This is a genomic window from Exiguobacterium acetylicum (assembly GCF_022170825.1).
Lineage (GTDB): Bacteria > Bacillota > Bacilli > Exiguobacteriales > Exiguobacteriaceae > Exiguobacterium_A > Exiguobacterium_A acetylicum_B.
Genome location: NZ_CP081878.1, coordinates 403,753 through 420,495, shown reverse-complemented (window position 1 = coordinate 420,495; position 16,743 = coordinate 403,753). Strand labels below are relative to the sequence as shown.

At 50.5% G+C, this 16,743-nt stretch carries 14 protein-coding genes; 4 read left to right on the top strand and 10 right to left on the bottom strand.

Translation table 11 applies throughout. The features are described from left to right. The 4 genes from K6T22_RS02225 (at position 1) to K6T22_RS02210 (ending at position 4,221) form a co-directional block, all read left to right on the top strand. Positions 1-999: an alpha-ketoacid dehydrogenase subunit beta gene (locus K6T22_RS02225; RefSeq protein WP_053452546.1), complete on the top strand. Its 999-nt coding sequence runs from the start codon at positions 1-3 to the stop codon at positions 997-999. A gap of 13 nt (positions 1,000-1,012) precedes the next feature. Further along, the gene (locus K6T22_RS02220; RefSeq protein ID WP_238238688.1) at positions 1,013-2,230 is read left to right on the top strand and encodes a dihydrolipoamide acetyltransferase family protein; all 1,218 of its coding nucleotides are present in this window, start codon (positions 1,013-1,015) and stop codon (positions 2,228-2,230) included. Between the two features lies 1 nt (position 2,231). Further along, positions 2,232-3,629, top strand: a complete 1,398-nt coding sequence (locus tag K6T22_RS02215) for a dihydrolipoyl dehydrogenase family protein (protein ID WP_238238686.1) — start codon at positions 2,232-2,234, stop codon at positions 3,627-3,629. 91 nt (positions 3,630-3,720) lie between these two features. Then, positions 3,721-4,221, top strand: a complete 501-nt coding sequence (locus K6T22_RS02210) for a methylated-DNA--[protein]-cysteine S-methyltransferase (RefSeq protein ID WP_238238684.1) — start codon at positions 3,721-3,723, stop codon at positions 4,219-4,221. On the opposite strand, the gene K6T22_RS02205 is transcribed toward K6T22_RS02210, so the two are convergent. From K6T22_RS02205 to K6T22_RS02160, 10 genes are all read right to left on the bottom strand, one after another. Then, entirely contained in the window at positions 4,195-4,605 is a 411-nt protein-coding gene (locus K6T22_RS02205) for a VOC family protein (protein WP_238238683.1), read from the bottom strand. The two genes, K6T22_RS02210 and K6T22_RS02205, sit on opposite strands and share 27 nt — an antisense overlap. A gap of 127 nt (positions 4,606-4,732) precedes the next feature. Further along, positions 4,733-5,737, bottom strand: a complete 1,005-nt coding sequence (locus tag K6T22_RS02200) for an aldose epimerase family protein (RefSeq protein ID WP_238238681.1) — start codon at positions 5,735-5,737, stop codon at positions 4,733-4,735. Beyond that, positions 5,734-7,230 carry a UDP-glucose--hexose-1-phosphate uridylyltransferase gene (locus K6T22_RS02195; RefSeq protein WP_238238680.1) on the bottom strand — a complete coding sequence of 499 codons (1,497 nt, stop codon included), beginning with the start codon at positions 7,228-7,230 and terminating at the stop codon, positions 5,734-5,736. The genes K6T22_RS02200 and K6T22_RS02195 overlap by 4 nt, the downstream gene beginning before the upstream one ends. 29 nt (positions 7,231-7,259) lie before the next feature. Then, positions 7,260-8,258, bottom strand: coding sequence for a UDP-glucose 4-epimerase GalE (gene galE, locus K6T22_RS02190; RefSeq protein ID WP_238238678.1), 999 nt, complete (start codon positions 8,256-8,258; stop codon positions 7,260-7,262). Next, positions 8,259-9,431, bottom strand: coding sequence for a galactokinase (locus tag K6T22_RS02185; RefSeq protein ID WP_238238677.1), 1,173 nt, complete (start codon positions 9,429-9,431; stop codon positions 8,259-8,261). Then, a complete protein-coding gene (locus K6T22_RS02180; RefSeq protein WP_238238675.1) occupies positions 9,428-11,551 on the bottom strand; it encodes an alpha-galactosidase in 2,124 nt (707 codons plus the stop codon). Before K6T22_RS02180 ends, K6T22_RS02185 begins: the two co-directional genes overlap by 4 nt. Positions 11,552-11,565: 14 nt before the next feature. After that, positions 11,566-13,560, bottom strand: coding sequence for a beta-galactosidase (locus K6T22_RS02175; RefSeq protein ID WP_238238674.1), 1,995 nt, complete (start codon positions 13,558-13,560; stop codon positions 11,566-11,568). A 25-nt stretch (positions 13,561-13,585) separates the two neighbouring features. Continuing rightward, positions 13,586-14,371, bottom strand: coding sequence for a carbohydrate ABC transporter permease (locus tag K6T22_RS02170; RefSeq protein WP_238238672.1), 786 nt, complete (start codon positions 14,369-14,371; stop codon positions 13,586-13,588). 13 nt (positions 14,372-14,384) lie between these two features. Beyond that, entirely contained in the window at positions 14,385-15,347 is a 963-nt protein-coding gene (locus K6T22_RS02165; RefSeq protein ID WP_053452535.1) for a carbohydrate ABC transporter permease, read from the bottom strand. A 72-nt stretch (positions 15,348-15,419) separates the two neighbouring features. Continuing rightward, positions 15,420-16,730 carry an ABC transporter substrate-binding protein gene (locus K6T22_RS02160; protein ID WP_238238671.1) on the bottom strand — a complete coding sequence of 437 codons (1,311 nt, stop codon included), beginning with the start codon at positions 16,728-16,730 and terminating at the stop codon, positions 15,420-15,422. Positions 16,731-16,743 lie beyond the last annotated feature (13 nt).

Here is a 16,743-nt window from a genome sequence, read left to right as displayed (position 1 = left end):
ATGGCAACACCAATTAATCGTCAAACGGAGATGACACTCGTTCAAGCTGTCACGGATGCCCTGCGGACAAAACTGTCGGAGGATGAGACGACGCTCGTTCTTGGAGAAGATGTCGGAAAAAACGGCGGTGTTTTCCGAGCGACGGACGGCTTACAGGAAGAGTTCGGTGAAGACCGGATCGTTGATACACCGCTCAGTGAAGCCGGTATCGTCGGTACATCGATCGGACTTGCCATCAATGGCTTTAAACCAATTGTCGAGATTCAATTCCTCGGCTTCATCTACCCTGCCTATGAACAAATCATGACTCACGTCTCCCGCATTCGAATGCGGACGATGGGACGCTATAGTGTCCCGATGGTCATCCGTGCCCCTTATGGTGCCGGCATCCGGGCACCGGAAATTCATTCCGACAGTACAGAAGCACTCTTTACATCGATGCCCGGTCTCAAGGTCGTCTGTCCGGCGACACCGTACGATGCAAAAGGTTTGTTGATTGCTGCGATTGAAGATCCAGATCCCGTGTTATTCCTCGAGTCGATGCGCAGTTATCGCTCATTCAAGGAAGTCGTACCGAGCGAGTCTTATACCGTTGAAATCGGAAAAGCGCGCTGCGTCAGTGAAGGGACGGACGTAACGTTGATCGCTTGGGGAGCAATGGTCCAGGTGGCACAAAAAGCCGCAACGGCTGCACAGGAACGCGGTATCTCTTGCGAAGTGCTCGACTTACGCACGCTCTATCCGCTCGACCGGGACACGATTGCTGCTTCTGTTCAAAAGACCGGTCGTGCCGTCATCGTGCACGAAGCTGCAGCAATGGGTGGTCTTGGTAACGATCTCGTCACGTTAATCAACGATACAGCGTTTCTTTATTTACGGGCACCGATTGCCCGCGTGACCGGTTTTGATGTTCCGGTACCGCTATTCGCCCTCGAAGACCATTACATTCCGACGCCGGAACGAGTCCTTGCGACGATTCAGCGTACGGTCGAGTTTTAAGGAGCTGAGTCCCATGATCGAAGTCAAGTTACATGATGTCGGGGAAGGTATGACGGAAGGTGAAATCGCGCATTATCTCGTTCAAGTCGGAGACCATGTTACGACCGATCAACCGGTCGTTGAGGTCGCGACCGATAAGATGGTCGCTGAACTTCCAGCTCCTGTCTCCGGAATCGTCAAGGAAATCATCATTCCGGTCGGCCAGACGGTGCAAGTCGGTACGACATTATTGCACATCGAAGCAAGTAACGCTTCCGACATGCCGGTCGCGGTAACACCTGAAGCGTCGTCCGCTCCTGAACCAGCATCGGTTGCTGTCACTGCCCCACCTGTTCAAGTTTCTCCAGCAAAACGGGTCCTTGCGACACCATATACACGAAAAATCGCTCGTGATCACGGGATTGATATCGAAGCTGTCACGGCTTCGGATCCATCGGGTCGCGTCTCGGAGGACGATGTGCTTCGCTTCGTCAATGCTGCAGTTGCTCCTCAAGAGACGGTTCCTTCGGTCGCGGAGGAAGTCACGCAACAACAAACGCCACCGGAAACGATTCCGTTCCGTGGTATTCGTAAGCAGATCGCGAAAAAGATGACACAGTCGCTGTACACAATTCCACATGTCACTCACTTCGAGGAAGTTGACATGACGCGCTTGCTCGCCCTGCGTGCCGAATGGAAAGCCGCTGGACGAAACATCAACATCAATGCTTTCTTCATCAAAGCCTTGATCGTTGCCTTAAAAGACTATCCCGTCTTCCATGCCAAACTCGACGAAGCGAATGAATGTATTCGATTAGAGCAGGATTTCCACTTCGGAATGGCAACTGAGACACCAGACGGGTTAATGGTTCCTGTCATCCGTCATGCCGATCAGCTGTCACTGACCGAACTGCATGATCAACTGCTCGCTCTGCAGCAACGTGCTCAAAACTGTGCCTTACGCGCAGCGGACTTAAAACCGAGCACCTTTACAATGAGCAATGTTGGTCCACTCGGCAGTACGGGTGCGACACCAATCATCAACTATCCGGAAACGGCATTGATTGCCTTCCACAAGACGAAAAAACGAGCGTGTGTCGATGAAGACGATCAAATCGTCGTCCGCTCAATGATGAATTTGTCGATGTCGTTCGATCATCGCGTCGCGGACGGGGCAACGGCTGTTGCCTTTACAAACCGATTCGTTTCACTGATTGAACATCCGACTACCCTACTTTTGGAGTTGATTTAACATGGTTGTTGGCGAACTTACACAAGAACGGGATCTCCTGATTATCGGTGGGGGTCCCGCCGGTTACACAGCAGCGATCCGCGCTGCGCAAGGCGGTCGCAAGGTGACACTGATCGAACAAGCTGAACTCGGTGGACTGTGTCTGAACCGAGGCTGTATCCCGTCAAAAGTTTACGCGCATGCAGCAGAAGAGATGTTACGCCTGCCCCATCTCGAAGATCTCGGATTCACCACTCCTGCTGTCCATGATTTCAGCAAAATGAATGCTTACCGGAATCGGGTCGTACAGCAATTGCGCCAAGGCGTTGTTGCCCTCTGTCAAGCGAACCAGATCGAGCATATTTCTGGTGCAGCTTCCTTCCTGTCAGAAGACCGGATCGGTGTCGAGTCGGGACATCAGTTCGACACGTACCGATTCCAAGATGTCATCATCGCGACCGGTAGCCACAGCATCCAGCACGAGGAATCGTGCCGACTGAATGCCGAGCAGCTTTATCAACTCGAGCAGTTACCCGAGAGCTTATTGATCATTGGCTCCGACACATTAGCACTCGAAGCCGCTGCCTGTTTTCGTGCTCTCGGTACAGAGGTGACGTTGTTCGCGGATCAATTGTCGCTCGAACCAAGTCTTGAAAAGGAACTGAAGCGGACGTTCAAAAAACAAAAAATCCGTCTCGTGTCGGATGTCGTGACACGGATCGATGCATCGAGGGACGTGACCGTCACGGTCATGAAAAACGGAGAAGAAGTCGTCTATCAGGGCGCCTACCTGTTCCAATCGCTTTCCCGGATCCCAAACAGTTTGACACTCGGTCTCGAGCGGATCGGTGTGACGCTTGCAGAAGACGGGACGATTCCAGTCGACGCATACGGACAAACAAATCAACCGCATATTTATGCCATTGGTGATGTGACCCCGGGTCCACAGTTTGCCACTCGTGCGATTCATGAAGCGAAGCGGACGGCAACGCATCTGTCCGGTCAAGACGTCGATCCGACGACACCGTATTATCCGACCGTTCTGCGGACATTTCCACCGATTGCTTCTGTCGGGATGACGGAACAGGAAGCCCGTGAAGCCGGACACACGGTTCAAACCGGACAGTTCCCACTGAACGCAAATGGAGCGACGACAATCGAAGGCGGAAGTGGTTTCGTTAAGGTCATTGCTGACGAACAGACATCACTGGTCCTTGGTATTCATATGATCGGAGACGATGCCCATCGTATCATCGGACAATTCACTCAAGCACTGGAACTGACAGCGAAACGAGAAGATCTACTCTTCCCTGTCATGGCACATCCAAGTCGAAGCGAAGCGTTGACGGAATCGATGGAAGCTTTATTCGGTCAATCGATTCACCTCCCACCGCGGCAACAGGTCGGTTCGCGTGCATAATCAAAGGGGTGCCTCTTCAGTAGAAGCACCCCTTTCTTGTTCGTATTCTCCTCATTCATCATTTCATTTCGTGTAGAAAGGACAACATGTCATGGAACTGTATTTTACTCGCTTACACTGGAACACCCATACGTTTCCGGTCGCCGCTACAGCGGATGGTCTCTGCTATGTCGGTGCTTGGGATGAACCGGAGGAGTTATTTGACGACTGGTCGCGTAAACACTTTCCTCGCGCAGAGCGGATTGCCTCAGACACCACCCTCGCTCCGTATACGGAACAGCTACTGGCATATTTGAATCAGCAGTCGACGACACTCTCCTTTCCACTTGCGCCTGTCGGTACCCCGTTTCAGCTTGAAGTCTGGCACGCATTACGCGCGGTTCCATATGGTCAAACCGCCACCTACTCCGACATTGCCGAACGACTCTTTCGCCCAAATGCGACACGTGCAATCGGTACAGCGATCGGAAAAAATCGATTACTGCTCGCGATTCCGTGTCATCGGATCATTGGTAAAAAAGGAGATCTACTTGGCTACCATGGTGGACTAAATATGAAGCGGACGCTACTCGCGCTCGAGCAACGTCTCTGACTCTCGCCCTTCTTCACTGAAAGACAGGGCAAAAAGAATTCCTAACGGATCGCGGACTTGCGCATACCAGCCCCCAAAGTCTGCCACAGCAAGCGGGATGACGATTTGACCGTCTGCCGCTAATCGCTGATACAACTGCTCTAATTCTTCATATGAGGTGCAGGTCAGTAACAGATGGAGCGAAGAAGCGTCGTGTGACGCGTCACTTTCGTCCCACAGCATCAATTCAAACGCGCCGTTGGATAAATGCGCGTGGTAAACGGTATCTCCTGCTTCATCGAGTAAGATACGACGACGTGTCATCTCAAATACGTTCTCATAATAAGTGATTGCCTGCTTGGCTTGTCCCGAAAAAACGAGACACGGAGTCGCTGCATACAACATGGAAATTCCTCCTTTGTGAATGATCTCGTAACCCTTTCGCGCTTTTCATTCGAATCCCTTTTCTATACACAAAAGCCCCACTTCCATGTCTAATCGGACACGGTAGCGGGGCTTTTCTTCGAATCAATCAAGATACTACACCAAAGCGATAAGCTGTTTTCCAGTGATACGTCTCACCTGGTGACAATAGGATCGATGGGAAATCAGGTTCATGGACCGCATTCGGATGGACTTGCGTCTCAAGGCATAAGCCAAGCGACGGTCGAGCAGGAAAACCGTGAATCGTATAGTCAGTCAGAAGTTGCGTTCCAGTATAAACTACGACTGCCGGCTGATTCGTCGTGACGTCGACAAAACGACCAGACACTGGATCTACCAGGCGTAGTGTATCCTCTCGTAAAATGAACGGATGATCGTAGCCATTCCCGACAGCAATCGTCTCGGGATGCTCAAGCGTAACCCCGTCACGAATCGACTGACCGCTCCGAAAATCGAACGGTGTTCCGGAGACATCTCGTTGTTCACCCGTCGGCAAGCCGTCTGACTGAACCGGTAAGTAGAGATCACTTGGTAACGTCAAGATATGATCTAACACATCTCGCTTTGCATTTCCTGATAGGTTGAAATACGTATGATTCGTCAGGTTAAGTGGCGTCGTCTGATTCGTCACAGCTGTCATCTCAAGCATTAGTGTCGTTCCTTCTAGTCGATAATACACATCGAGCGTGACCGTTCCAGGGTAGCCTTCTGCTCCATCCGGACTAGCCAAGCGCAAGTGGAACAATGTATCCGTCGCTTCAACGACTTCAAACCACGCTTGATCAAATCCATGAATTCCACCATGCAAGTGATTGTCGCCATCGTTCGCGGCGAGCGGATAGACGTCTCCCGCTACTTCGAAGCGTGCCTGTCCGATTCGACCAGCGACACGTCCGACGATTGCTCCAAAATAAGGTGAGTGTTGTTGATAGTCTTTCACCGTTTCAAGACCGAGGACGACACTTTCTAAATGACCATCTCGATCGGTCGTCCGGATATCTTGGATGATGCCACCGTAGTTCCAGAGTGTCACTTCGATGCCGTCCTGGCGTAACGTATGGCGGATCAACTCTTTCTCAAGTAGTTGTGTCATCGTTGTTCCTCCACCGGTTGGCGCGTCACGAGTTGAACGAATCGTCCGAACGCCGCCTGACCTTCCTCTGTCTGTTTAAAGACACCACAGTCTTCGAGCCCGCGTACGAATTTCGCAGCAACTGCTTGCTCGACGTATGTCGTGACGTCTTGACCGTCATATGTTTGCTTCAGTTCCTGTGCCCATTCAGCATGCGCTACTGCTACTTCGTCGACTTCGCCCGTGATGAACTGTTCGACCTGTTGCAACTCTTGTAGCAAACGCGCCGGTAAAACCGCCAGTCCCATTACTTCGATCAACCCGATATTTTCTCGTTTGATATGGTGAATATCCGCATGCGTATGGAAAATACCGTCCGGATGTTCTCCTGACGTTCGGTTGTTCCGTAAGACGAGATCAAGCTCTAATTGTCCGTCGCGTTGACGGGCGATCGGCGTCACCGTATTATGTCGTGTCTCACCGGTATGCGAACGAATATCCTGACTCTCATCCGTATACGTCAACCACGTCTCATAGACAGTTGTCGCCGCATCGAGTAATGCTGATGGATCTGTACTTTTCAGGCGCAACACACTCAGTGGCCAGTGTAAGGTTTCACCGGTAACCGTCGGCTGATCCGGGAACGTAAAGGATGTTAAAGCGTTTGCCCGGTCCATCGCAAACGTATACCGTCCGCCTTGGTAATGATCATGGGTCAAGATCGACCCACCGACGATCGGCAGGTCCGCGTTCGAGCCCGCAAAGTAATGCGGGAATTGCTCGACGAAGGCGAGCAGGCGTGCAAAGGCATCGCGATTGATGACCATATCACGATGTTCCTGCGACAAGATGATGCTATGTTCGTTGTAATAGACGTATGGTGAATACTGTAATGCCCACGATTCTTCCGTCAGTGTCAACGGAACGATCCGGTGGTTCGCACGGGCTGGATGATTCGCACGACCGGCGTAGCCGACGTTTTCGACGCACAACAGACAGGTCGGATAGTTCGACGCTGTTGGTGCCTCCGTCCGGGCTGCCGCGATTTCGCGTGGGTCTTTTTCCGGTTTCGATAAATTGATCGTGACATCAATCGTTCCATAAGCCGTATCCGCCTGATAGCGTTTATTTTTAGCGATCCGTTTCGTTTGAATGTAGTTACTCGCTTGGCTCACTTGATAAAAATAATCCGTTGCCGCTACCGGTGATTCGGTATACAGGCGACGGAACGTCGCCGTCACGTCAGACGGACGTGCGACGAAGACATCCATCACGTCTGCAGCGAACTGTTCTTTGTCCTCAAGACGCGCCGGTAGTTGTCCGCTTGTGATCAACACTTCGATCATGTCGTCCAAAATATCTGGAATCGGACGTGACACGACGTCTGCCTGTTCTTCGAAATCGGCTTGACCGATCCGCGCTAGAATCCGGTTCCGGGCGTAGATCGCATCTTCCGGTTCAATTAAGCGTTCCTGGATTGCTCGTGCTACTAATTGTTGGATGAGTTCATTCATCGCCGTCACTCTCCTCATTCTTTCTCTCTTTAACGAACGCTCGTCCGGTACCCTTCTGGGTGATGTGCATGCCAGTTCCAGGCATCACGGATGATCGTTTCGATATCTGTCCGTTGTGGTGTCCAGCCGAGGATTTCTTTCGCTTTTGTAGATCCGGCAATCAAGATACTTGGATCCCCTGCACGACGTTCGACGATGCGTTCCGGAATCGGATGTCCCGTCACGCGACGTGCAGCTTCGATGATCTCCCGAACAGAGAACCCTTGGCTCGAACCAAGATTAAAGACCGTGCTATCGTTTCCGTCCGCCAAGTAATCGAGTGCCCGTACGTGGGCATCAATCAAGTCCTCGACATGGATGTAATCACGAATGCACGTACCATCCGGCGTTTTATAATCATCACCATAGATGGAGATCTCTGCCCGTTGTCGATTGGCGACTTCAAGGACGAGCGGGATCAAATGGGTTTCCGGTGTATGGTCTTCTCCGATTTCACCGGTTGCGCGTGCACCAGCGACATTGAAGTAACGTAACGCGACGTAACGTAAGCCATACGCTTGTTCACACCATCGCATCATCTTCTCCATCATCAATTTCGTCTCGCCGTACGCATTCGTTGGACGCGTTTCCGCTGTTTCAAGAATCGGCATTTGTTCCTGTTCACCGTACGTTGCTGCCGTCGAAGAGAAGACGATCTGTTTGATGTCATGGGCAATCATCGCTTCGAGCAACACTTGTGTACCGTAGACGTTGTTATCAAAATAGCGTAACGGTGCCGTCATCGACTCTCCAACGAGTGAGAAGGCTGCGAAGTGGACGACTTGTTCAATCGTTTCTTCCGTAAAGACGCGATCGAGAAAAGCACGATCGCGAATGTCTCCTTCGTATAGACGCGCCTGCGGATGAACCGCTTCACGGTGACCGGACTGCAGATGGTCGATGACGACGACATCCTTTCCGGCATCAATCAATTGATAGACGGCATGGGAGCCGATATAACCGGCTCCACCTACGACTAAAGTTGCCATTTAGATGACCTCCCGTTCGATTTCACGTGCTCCGTCACCGACCGTCGCCGTATAGAACGTCGCCGGGTATCCGATGCGTGCTTCATATTGTTCGCCGACAGCTTGTTTGAACGCGTCGACCGCCTCGTCTTCGACGATCGCAATCGCACAGCCACCAAAACCAGCACCTGTCATTCGTGCTCCAAGCACGCCCGGTTGCTCCCAAGCGGCTTCGACGAGTGTATCGAGTTCAAGCCCCGTCACTTCATAGTCTTCTCGTAACGAGACGTGCGATGCGTTCATCAACTGACCGAACGACGTCAATTCTCCTGCTTCAAGTGCTGCAAGTGCCTGAAGTGTCCGTTCATTTTCTGAAATCGCATGCCGTGCGCGACGCATCAAAGTTTCGTCTTCCCACGCGACTTTGGTAAATTCAGCTGTCGTCCACTGTCCGAGCGCTTCTCGTGGCGTGACTTCGTTGAGATAGGCGAGTGCTGCTTCACACTCTGCTCGGCGTTCATTGTATTTTGAATCCGCCAGTTCACGGCGTTTATTCGTATTCATGATGATGATCGTATACCCTGTCAAATCGAGTGGTGCATACGTATAATCGAGCGTCTCACAATCGAGCAGTAGACCGGCACCCGCTTTTCCCATACCGATCGCAAACTGATCCATGATGCCACTGTTGACGCCGATATAGCGATTTTCGACGTGTTGTCCGAAGCGAACGAGATCAAGTCGTGGAATTTCTAATGCGTACAATCGATCAAGCAAAACACCGATGACGAGTTCAAGCGAAGCCGATGACGAAAGACCGGCACCGTTCGGGATGTCCCCTTGGATCAGGATGTCGCATCCTGTATCAATCCGGTAACCCGCTTCTTGTAAGACTGTGATCATGCCCTTCGCATAGTTTGCCCAACCATGTGTCGCATCATATGCGAGTGCGTCGAGTTCCACTTCGATGATACCGTCTTGCTCAAAATTCAGTGAGTAGAAGCGGAATCGTTGATCGTCACGCTTTCGAGCAATCGCATGTGTCCCGAACGTCAACGCGCACGGAAAGACGTGACCGCCATTGTAATCCGTATGCTCGCCGATTAAATTGATTCGTCCTGGTGCAAAGAAGCGATGCGTCGACGGTGAGCCAAACCGCTGTTCAAATTGTGCTTCTAACGTCTGGTCTGTCATACGATCGTCTCCTTTGATTCAAGTAGTGAGAGCGCACGATGGACAGGTTGAATCCGCAAGCAGCGCGCTTCATAGTCCGTCGTGTATGAGAACGTCAAGCCTTGTTGCATCAAGTAAGCGCCGCTTAACGTCCGGTCCTCGACTTGGTAGCGCATCGCCGGGTCGAGTCCTTTTAGTGTGAAGTGATACTGATGTGCCCCGTACTGCCGAAGTGGCGCGATCGCGAGCAACACAGTTTCTTCTTCCGATGTATATTGCATGACGCTTGGCGTCTGTTGTGTAAAAGCAGATAGACGGTACTGGATACCGCGTTGAATCGTCGGACGAATCGCTTGGTATGTCTCGATCCAGCCCTTTGCTTCTGCGAGTTCATCCGTTGACCACTCACTTAAGTTGCCACCGATGCCAAGTGTTCCTTGCATCGAGGAGACGAAGCGTGTCGCAAGCGGCACGTTGCGTCCATTCAACCAGTTCGGTCCGTCCGTCACCCAGCAGCTCATCATCTTCGCATTGTAGGCGTAAGAGAAGTCATGCTGGATTTGCAAGCGATCGAGTGGATCGGTGTTATCACTCGTCCAGACTTGTTCCGTCCGTGAGAGGATCCCGAGATCAATCCGTCCGCCACCACCGGCACATGCTTCAAAGTCGACTGTCGGGTGCAAGCGACGTAATTCATCAAAGATCCGGTACAACGCATCGACGTGGCGTTTCCATAGTTCCTGTTGGCGATCCGTCTGGTCTTTTGGAACACCCGGTTCAGAGAAGGCACGGTTCATGTCCCATTTGATGTAATCGATCGCGTGACGCGTCAGTAAATCGTCCATCATCTCGAGAATGAACTGCTCGACTTCTGGTAATCCGAGATTTAAGACATATTGATTCCGTGACGTCGTCCGAACCGCATCGCGTGCATGATAAATCCAGTCTGGATGCGCCCGGTATAAATCAGAATCCGGGTTGACCATCTCTGGTTCGACCCATAGTCCGAATTGTAAACCTTGTTGTTTCACATATGAGATCAAAGGCTCTAGACCGTTCGGAAACTTTTCCCGATTGACGTGCCAGTCACCGAGTCCTGCTTGATCGGAATGGCGTTCACCGAACCAGCCGTCATCGACGACGAACAGTTCACAACCGATTCCCGCTGCAAGATCGACGAGTTCACGTTGACCAGATTCCGTCACATCAAAATACGTCGCTTCCCATGAGTTATAGAGAACAGGTCGATCGGTCGAACGCGACATGATGACGTCACGCTGAAACGCATGCGCATGGGCGCTCATATCCGCAAACCCCTCTGCATAGCCGATGTAGAACGTTGGCGTCGTCAACTCTTGTTGATGCGATAGTTTCCAGCTAAAGTCAAACGGATTCATACCACCTGAAAGTTGGACGAAACCAAACGCATCCTGTTCGACGTGAATCGCCCAGTTACCGGAGTAAGCAAAATGTCCGTAAACGACTTCGCCGCTATCCTCTGTCGCGTCCTGTTCAAGTGCGAACCACGGATTCGCTTGGTGGCTCGTCACTCCACGCCGACTTTCAATTGTCTGGCGCCCTGGTGTCACCGGTGTGATTTGTTTCTTGAACTCACCTGTCCACATACCTGCGAAATGATGCAGCTTTAAATTCGGTTGATGCCATCGTCCCATCGCAAAGGACTGGGCTGTAGTCAAACGGACAGGTAATCGCCCTGTATTTTCAACAACGATCGAGCGACCGATGATGTCGTAATCGGCGAATACTTCATATCGAACACCGACACGCATTTCTTGTAATGGATCAAAGAGCCAGAGCGTCAATTCAGTTTCCGTCTGTTCAGCACGTTCAAACTGGAACTGATGAATCCGTTGCCCATCCTCTCGTTCCGACTTCAATGTCGGCTCCGTATATAACATCTCGCCGAACGGTACGAAATCGTACGTCGCGACGCCGTCTGGTGATTCAAACGAACTGTGCGCGACGACCGGACTCGGTAACGCTTCATAATCATCTCGATATGGTAGCTTCGCACCAAAATACGTGTGGATCAGCTTGCCGTTCGCACCGATCGTGACGACGTGAGCGACCCGTTTCCCTTCGATGACGAAACGACGTCCTGCTACTTCAAAGATTGCCATGGTTCTCTTCCTCCTTACGTCGTCAGAATCAGTGTCTCGAGTGGTGCGAGCTGGACCGTTCCACGATATGTCTCTTCCTTTGTTAACGCTTGGTATGTTCCGTCTAAAATGACGTCACGTGTTTCTTTCGTGTCATGGTTCATCAAGAAGAGGAAATCTCGTTTTTCGCCGTGACGACGCACGATTTCGACTTGATCCGGAGCATCGATCATCTCGATGCCAGCCTCCGTGAACGCTTGACGGTAAATCGTATCAATCATCGCATCATCAATCGATGAGCCGATGTAGGTAATTGTTCCTTTATAAGCATTGCGCGTCACAGCCGCTACACCCGCATAAAACGTATCTTCATAGACAGCGAGCGTCTCTGCTGTCGTTGGCGTGATCAAGTCACACCAAAGGCGTGCTGTTGACGATTGTCCTGCCATTTCCCCAATTCCTGCTACCTTATGTTGCTGAACGGATTGGAGTGACTCGTATTCGTCAATCTCGATTCCCGCATACGGTGCGAATTTACCCGGTAACGTCGTCGGCACGACATGGTTACGTGCATCCTTGACGCCTGTCCGGTATGTGAAGATGACGTGACCACCTTGTTCCATGTACGCAATCAAGGCGTCATCGAACGTTGGGTTCGTCAAGAAATAGAGCGGGACGATGATCAATTTATAACGAGATAGATCGTCACCCGGGAAGACGATGTCCGTTGCGACTTGTTGACGAACTGCTCCACCATAGAAGCGAACGAACTCCGTCCGGAAATCAAACGCATCACTATGCGGCTGGTGCGTCCAAGCCCACACGTTTTCTTGATCGAAGTAGACACCGACCTTCGCGTCGTAACGGCTCGCGTTAATCTCATCGCCGTACGTATTCAGCTCTGTCATGATTTGTTTCACTTCTTCGAATTTCCGCTTCGGTTTTCCATCATGATCGATGATGCCATGACAGAACTCTTCTGTTCCGAAATGAGCAGCGCGGAACCGGAAGTAGACGATTGCTTCTGCTCCCCGTGCGACTGCTTGGTATGTCCAAAGGCGAATATGACCTGGTCGTGGCAAGTAACCGATTTTACTCCAGCCTTGTGCGCCACTCAATTGTTCCATGACCCAGAAACCTTTTCCTTGCTTCGAAGAGCGGCAAAGATCGTGATCGCTTGCCATCTTCTCGAACCGGTTCGGCTCCGGTAGTCCACCCCAGACCGGGTAGTTATCAAACGCGACATAATCGAGATCTTGCGCCATTTGCTGTTGATTGACAGCCATGTCACTGTAGACCAGGTTGTGCGTGATGAAGACGTCGTCTGGAATGTAGCGACGTAAGACATCAACTTGTAATTTGTTGTAGTACGTATAACCGTCAGCACAAAAGCGATCGAAGTCGACGAGCAGGGATGGGTTATGTTCTTGGTAGACTTTACGCGGTACTGGGATCTGTTCCCACGCCGTGTATGTCTGACTCCAGAAGACCGTTCCCCATGCTTCATTCAAGGCATCAAGCGTCCCGTAGCGATTCTCTAACCAGCGCTGAAAAGCAGCGCGATCGACATCACCGTAAGACCGGTCCGACTTTTCATGCCCATATTCATTATCCGTTTGCCACCCGATGACACGAGGATGTTGACCGTATCGTTTTGCCATCTCTTCCGTGATTTTGACGGATAGACGCTGATACGTTTCGCTGTGGACCGTATAGTGACGACGGGCACCAAAGCTGATCGTCACACCGTTCTCATCGACCGGTAGAATCTCTGGATACTTCGTACATAACCAAGCCGGTGGTGTTGCGGTTGGCGTTCCTAGTACGATGTCGAATCCTTCGGCACTCAAGCGCTCGATGACATCATCCCAAAAGCTGAAATCATAGACACCTTCTTCAGGCTCCATCATCGACCAAGCGAACTCGGCGAGACGAACGACATTCACACCAAGCTCTTTCATCAGTCGGAAGTCTTCCTCCCATAGTGCTCGTGGTGTTTGTTCTGGATAATAATCGACTCCTAAATACATTGTGCTCCCCCTTACGCAAAAACAATTATTTTACTGCACCCGCCGTCATTCCTTTTTGGAAGAAACGTTGGAAGAAGATATAGAAGATCATCGTTGGTAAACTGATCAAAACAAGTGAAGCGTAGATTTTCCCTGGGTCCCCACCGAGCGCATCCTTGAAGAAACTTGGTGCCATCGTGACTGTCTGATAGGCAGGATCCGTCATGAACGTAAGAACCATCAAGTATTCGTTCCATGAGTTGAGGAACGCATAGATTAAAGCTGTTGCAAGCGCTGGTTTTGCAAGTGGTAGCATGACTTTGAAGAAGACTTCAAGAATCGTCGCACCATCGATATACGCTGCTTCCATCAGTTCGTTCGGTAGTTCATCGAAGTATCCTTTGATGAGCATCAGACCGAATGGTAAGAAGAACGCGACTTCCGCTCCGATCAGTCCCCAGTGGTTGTTCAGTCCGTCAAACGAACGGAGTGTGAAGAACAACGGAACGATCATCGAAGCGACCGGTAACATGAGTCCAGCAAGGACCATGTTGAACAGAAGACGTTTTCCAGCAAACTCAAGCTTCGAGAAGGCAAATGCTGCGAACGCCAAAATCGTGATCGAGATGATGATCATGAAGAAAGCGACGAAGAAGCTGTTGAAGACGAATGTCGGGAAGTTCGGGTTTTGCAATGTGGCAATATAGTTATCGAATCCATTGACTCGAAGACTCTCTTTGAACATGACGAAAATCGGGAATAACCAGACGATTGACGCTAGTACCAATACGAGGTTAATCATCCAGCGGCTTTTTTTAGATTCTACATCCATGGGTCGTTCCTCCTTAGTTATCCATTTTCTTTTGTACACGCAATTGGAAGTACGTGATCAGCAAAGCGATCGTCAATAGGATGATGGCAACAGCGCTCGAGAAACCAACTTCCTGTTGCAACATCGATTTTCGGAACAGGTATGTCGAAATGAACTCAGTCGACGATCCTGGTCCACCAGCTGTCGTGATCCAGACTAAATCGAATGTCTTCAGACCACCGATAACTCCGAGAATCGACAGAGTGAATGTCGTTCCTTTCAAGTTCGGGAAGACGATGCTCCATAGTGTCCGGAAGAATCCAGCTCCATCGATTTTTGCTGCTTCGAAGATTTCCTTCTCAATCGTCAGCATTGCCATGTAGTACATGACCATCGAAGAACCCGTCCACTGGAAGATGTTGATCGCAATGACGGAATAAAGCGCGATATCCGGGTCACCGAGCCAGTTCTGCTCGAGACTACCGAGACCGATCGCACGGAGGAATTCATTGATGTAACCAAACTGGAAATCATAAATTTGTGAGAATGCCGCACCGAGTACGACAGGACTCAAGACGACCGGGAAGAAGAAGACTGACTTCATTGCCGTCCGCATTGGTCCTGGTGTATGCAGGAAGTACGCCAAGACAAGACCGATACCGGCTTGGATCGTGACCGTTAAAATCGTGAAGATGAACGTATTCTTCAGCGAGAGATAGAAGTCCGGATCTTGGAACATCTCAGCATAGTTGTCGAGTCCGACGAACGCTTTGTCAAACGAGATCCCGTCCCACGAGAAGAACGAGTTATAGGCGTTATAGAAAATCCCATAATAGATGAAGCTGACGACGAACAAGACGATCGGAGCAACGAAAGCCCATCCGACCAGGTTCCGCTTCATGTTCTTTTTCTTCTTTGGCGCAGGCGTGCGTGTCGCTACCGGCTGGAGCGGTTCTGCTTTTGGTTTAATCGGCAATTCCTGTCGCTCTGTCTGCATTTGGATTCCCCACTTTCCTCAAGTTCAAAAATTAGGAAGTGGTACGCAGGCGTACCACTTCACTGTCGAGTCTTATTTCGCTGATTGATCCGCTGCGTCTTGAACGCGTTGTAGTGATTCTTTCGGATCTTGTCCTGTCGCGATGTTTTGAAGTTCCTTACCGAGAATATCGTTTAATTTCGTATCCCGGATTCCACGGCTAGCAACCGCTTTTGCTAATGTATCGTTCAACATCTTGTACGATTCTTTTTCACCTTCAGATGTGAAGGCAGCGTCTGAATCAATTTTGACGTCCTTGATCCCAGGTGCCATCTCGAACTCACCCATGTAGACTTCTTGACCTTTTCCTTGGCTCATGAAGGCGATGAATTCCGCTGCACCCTCTTGTTGTTTCGATTCTTTGTTGACACCCAGTGCCATATCGATCGATGCGATGACTGGTTGCTCTGTTCCACCTGCTAAGTTCGGGAGTGGAACGAATCCGAGCTCATCGTCGATTTTCCATTTTTCTTTTTTCTCTTTCGTTGTCATCGAGTGCGCTTCCCATGAACCGATGACCCACATCGCTGCTTTTTTATCGAAGAATTGGTTCATCCCGTCATTGTATGTCGCAAGACCAAGTGCACCTTCTTGGAAGACTTTATCTTTAAAGAGGTCTTGCCAGATTTGCGCTGTTTTGACCATCTCGTCATCCGTCCACTTCGCTTCGCCCGAAAGAACTTTTTGGATGTATCCTGGCGCTACTTGGTGGCTGAGGACGTTGTAGACGTCGATATCGATCCACGCATCTTTTGCTCCAAGCATGAGTGGGATGACTTTGTCGCCTGAGTCTTTGATCTTCTTGACTGCGCTGACTGTTTCTTTGTAGTTCTTCGGTGGTGTCACGCCGTATTTATCGAGCATTGTCTTGTTGTACATCAAGTACGCTTGACCTGTGAAACCGATCGGAACAGCGTACTGTTTACCGTCGAGTGTCGTCTGTTCGATTCCGAGCTCGACGAACTTATCTTTCCAGCCTTTACCTGCTGCTTTATCCATGTACGAATCCACTGGTACGACGCGATCCTTATACTGCTGGATCATTGGTTCTTTCAGACCGATGATGTCTGGACCCTTACCTGACAACATCGCAACTTGTAATTGTTTTTCATAGTCTTCACTGTAACGTTTGAATTGAACGACATATTTGTCTTGCGAATCGTTGAACGCATCAACGACTGCTTTCCCCGCTTCTGGTTGTGGTGCCCAGCCCCACCATGTGACGATTGTCTTACCATCTTTTGTTTTCGTTTGTTGCTCGTCTTCGCCACCACAAGCAGCGAGAAATGCGGATAATGTTAAGACTGATGCTGCAGCAACGAGTTTCGTTTTTTTGAATTTCATGTAAGAGCTCCCC

Bases quoted from the DNA above. Each gene is read 5' to 3' on its own strand.
- K6T22_RS02225 (WP_053452546.1), top strand. From the start codon at position 1: ATGGCAACACCAATTAATCGTCAAACGGAGATGACACTCGTTCAAGCT.
- K6T22_RS02220 (WP_238238688.1), top strand. From the start codon at position 1,013: ATGATCGAAGTCAAGTTACATGATGTCGGGGAAGGTATGACGGAAGGT.
- galE (WP_238238678.1), bottom strand. From the start codon at position 8,258: ATGGCAACTTTAGTCGTAGGTGGAGCCGGTTATATCGGCTCCCATGCC.
- K6T22_RS02175 (WP_238238674.1), bottom strand. From the start codon at position 13,560: ATGTATTTAGGAGTCGATTATTATCCAGAACAAACACCACGAGCACTA.
- K6T22_RS02160 (WP_238238671.1), bottom strand. From the start codon at position 16,730: ATGAAATTCAAAAAAACGAAACTCGTTGCTGCAGCATCAGTCTTAACA.
- K6T22_RS02200 (WP_238238681.1), bottom strand. From the start codon at position 5,737: ATGACACAACTACTTGAGAAAGAGTTGATCCGCCATACGTTACGCCAG.
- K6T22_RS02205 (WP_238238683.1), bottom strand. From the start codon at position 4,605: ATGTTGTATGCAGCGACTCCGTGTCTCGTTTTTTCGGGACAAGCCAAG.
- K6T22_RS02195 (WP_238238680.1), bottom strand. From the start codon at position 7,230: ATGAATGAACTCATCCAACAATTAGTAGCACGAGCAATCCAGGAACGC.
- K6T22_RS02165 (WP_053452535.1), bottom strand. From the start codon at position 15,347: ATGCAGACAGAGCGACAGGAATTGCCGATTAAACCAAAAGCAGAACCG.
- K6T22_RS02215 (WP_238238686.1), top strand. From the start codon at position 2,232: ATGGTTGTTGGCGAACTTACACAAGAACGGGATCTCCTGATTATCGGT.
- K6T22_RS02210 (WP_238238684.1), top strand. From the start codon at position 3,721: ATGGAACTGTATTTTACTCGCTTACACTGGAACACCCATACGTTTCCG.
- K6T22_RS02170 (WP_238238672.1), bottom strand. From the start codon at position 14,371: ATGGATGTAGAATCTAAAAAAAGCCGCTGGATGATTAACCTCGTATTG.
- K6T22_RS02185 (WP_238238677.1), bottom strand. From the start codon at position 9,431: ATGACAGACCAGACGTTAGAAGCACAATTTGAACAGCGGTTTGGCTCA.
- K6T22_RS02180 (WP_238238675.1), bottom strand. From the start codon at position 11,551: ATGGCAATCTTTGAAGTAGCAGGACGTCGTTTCGTCATCGAAGGGAAA.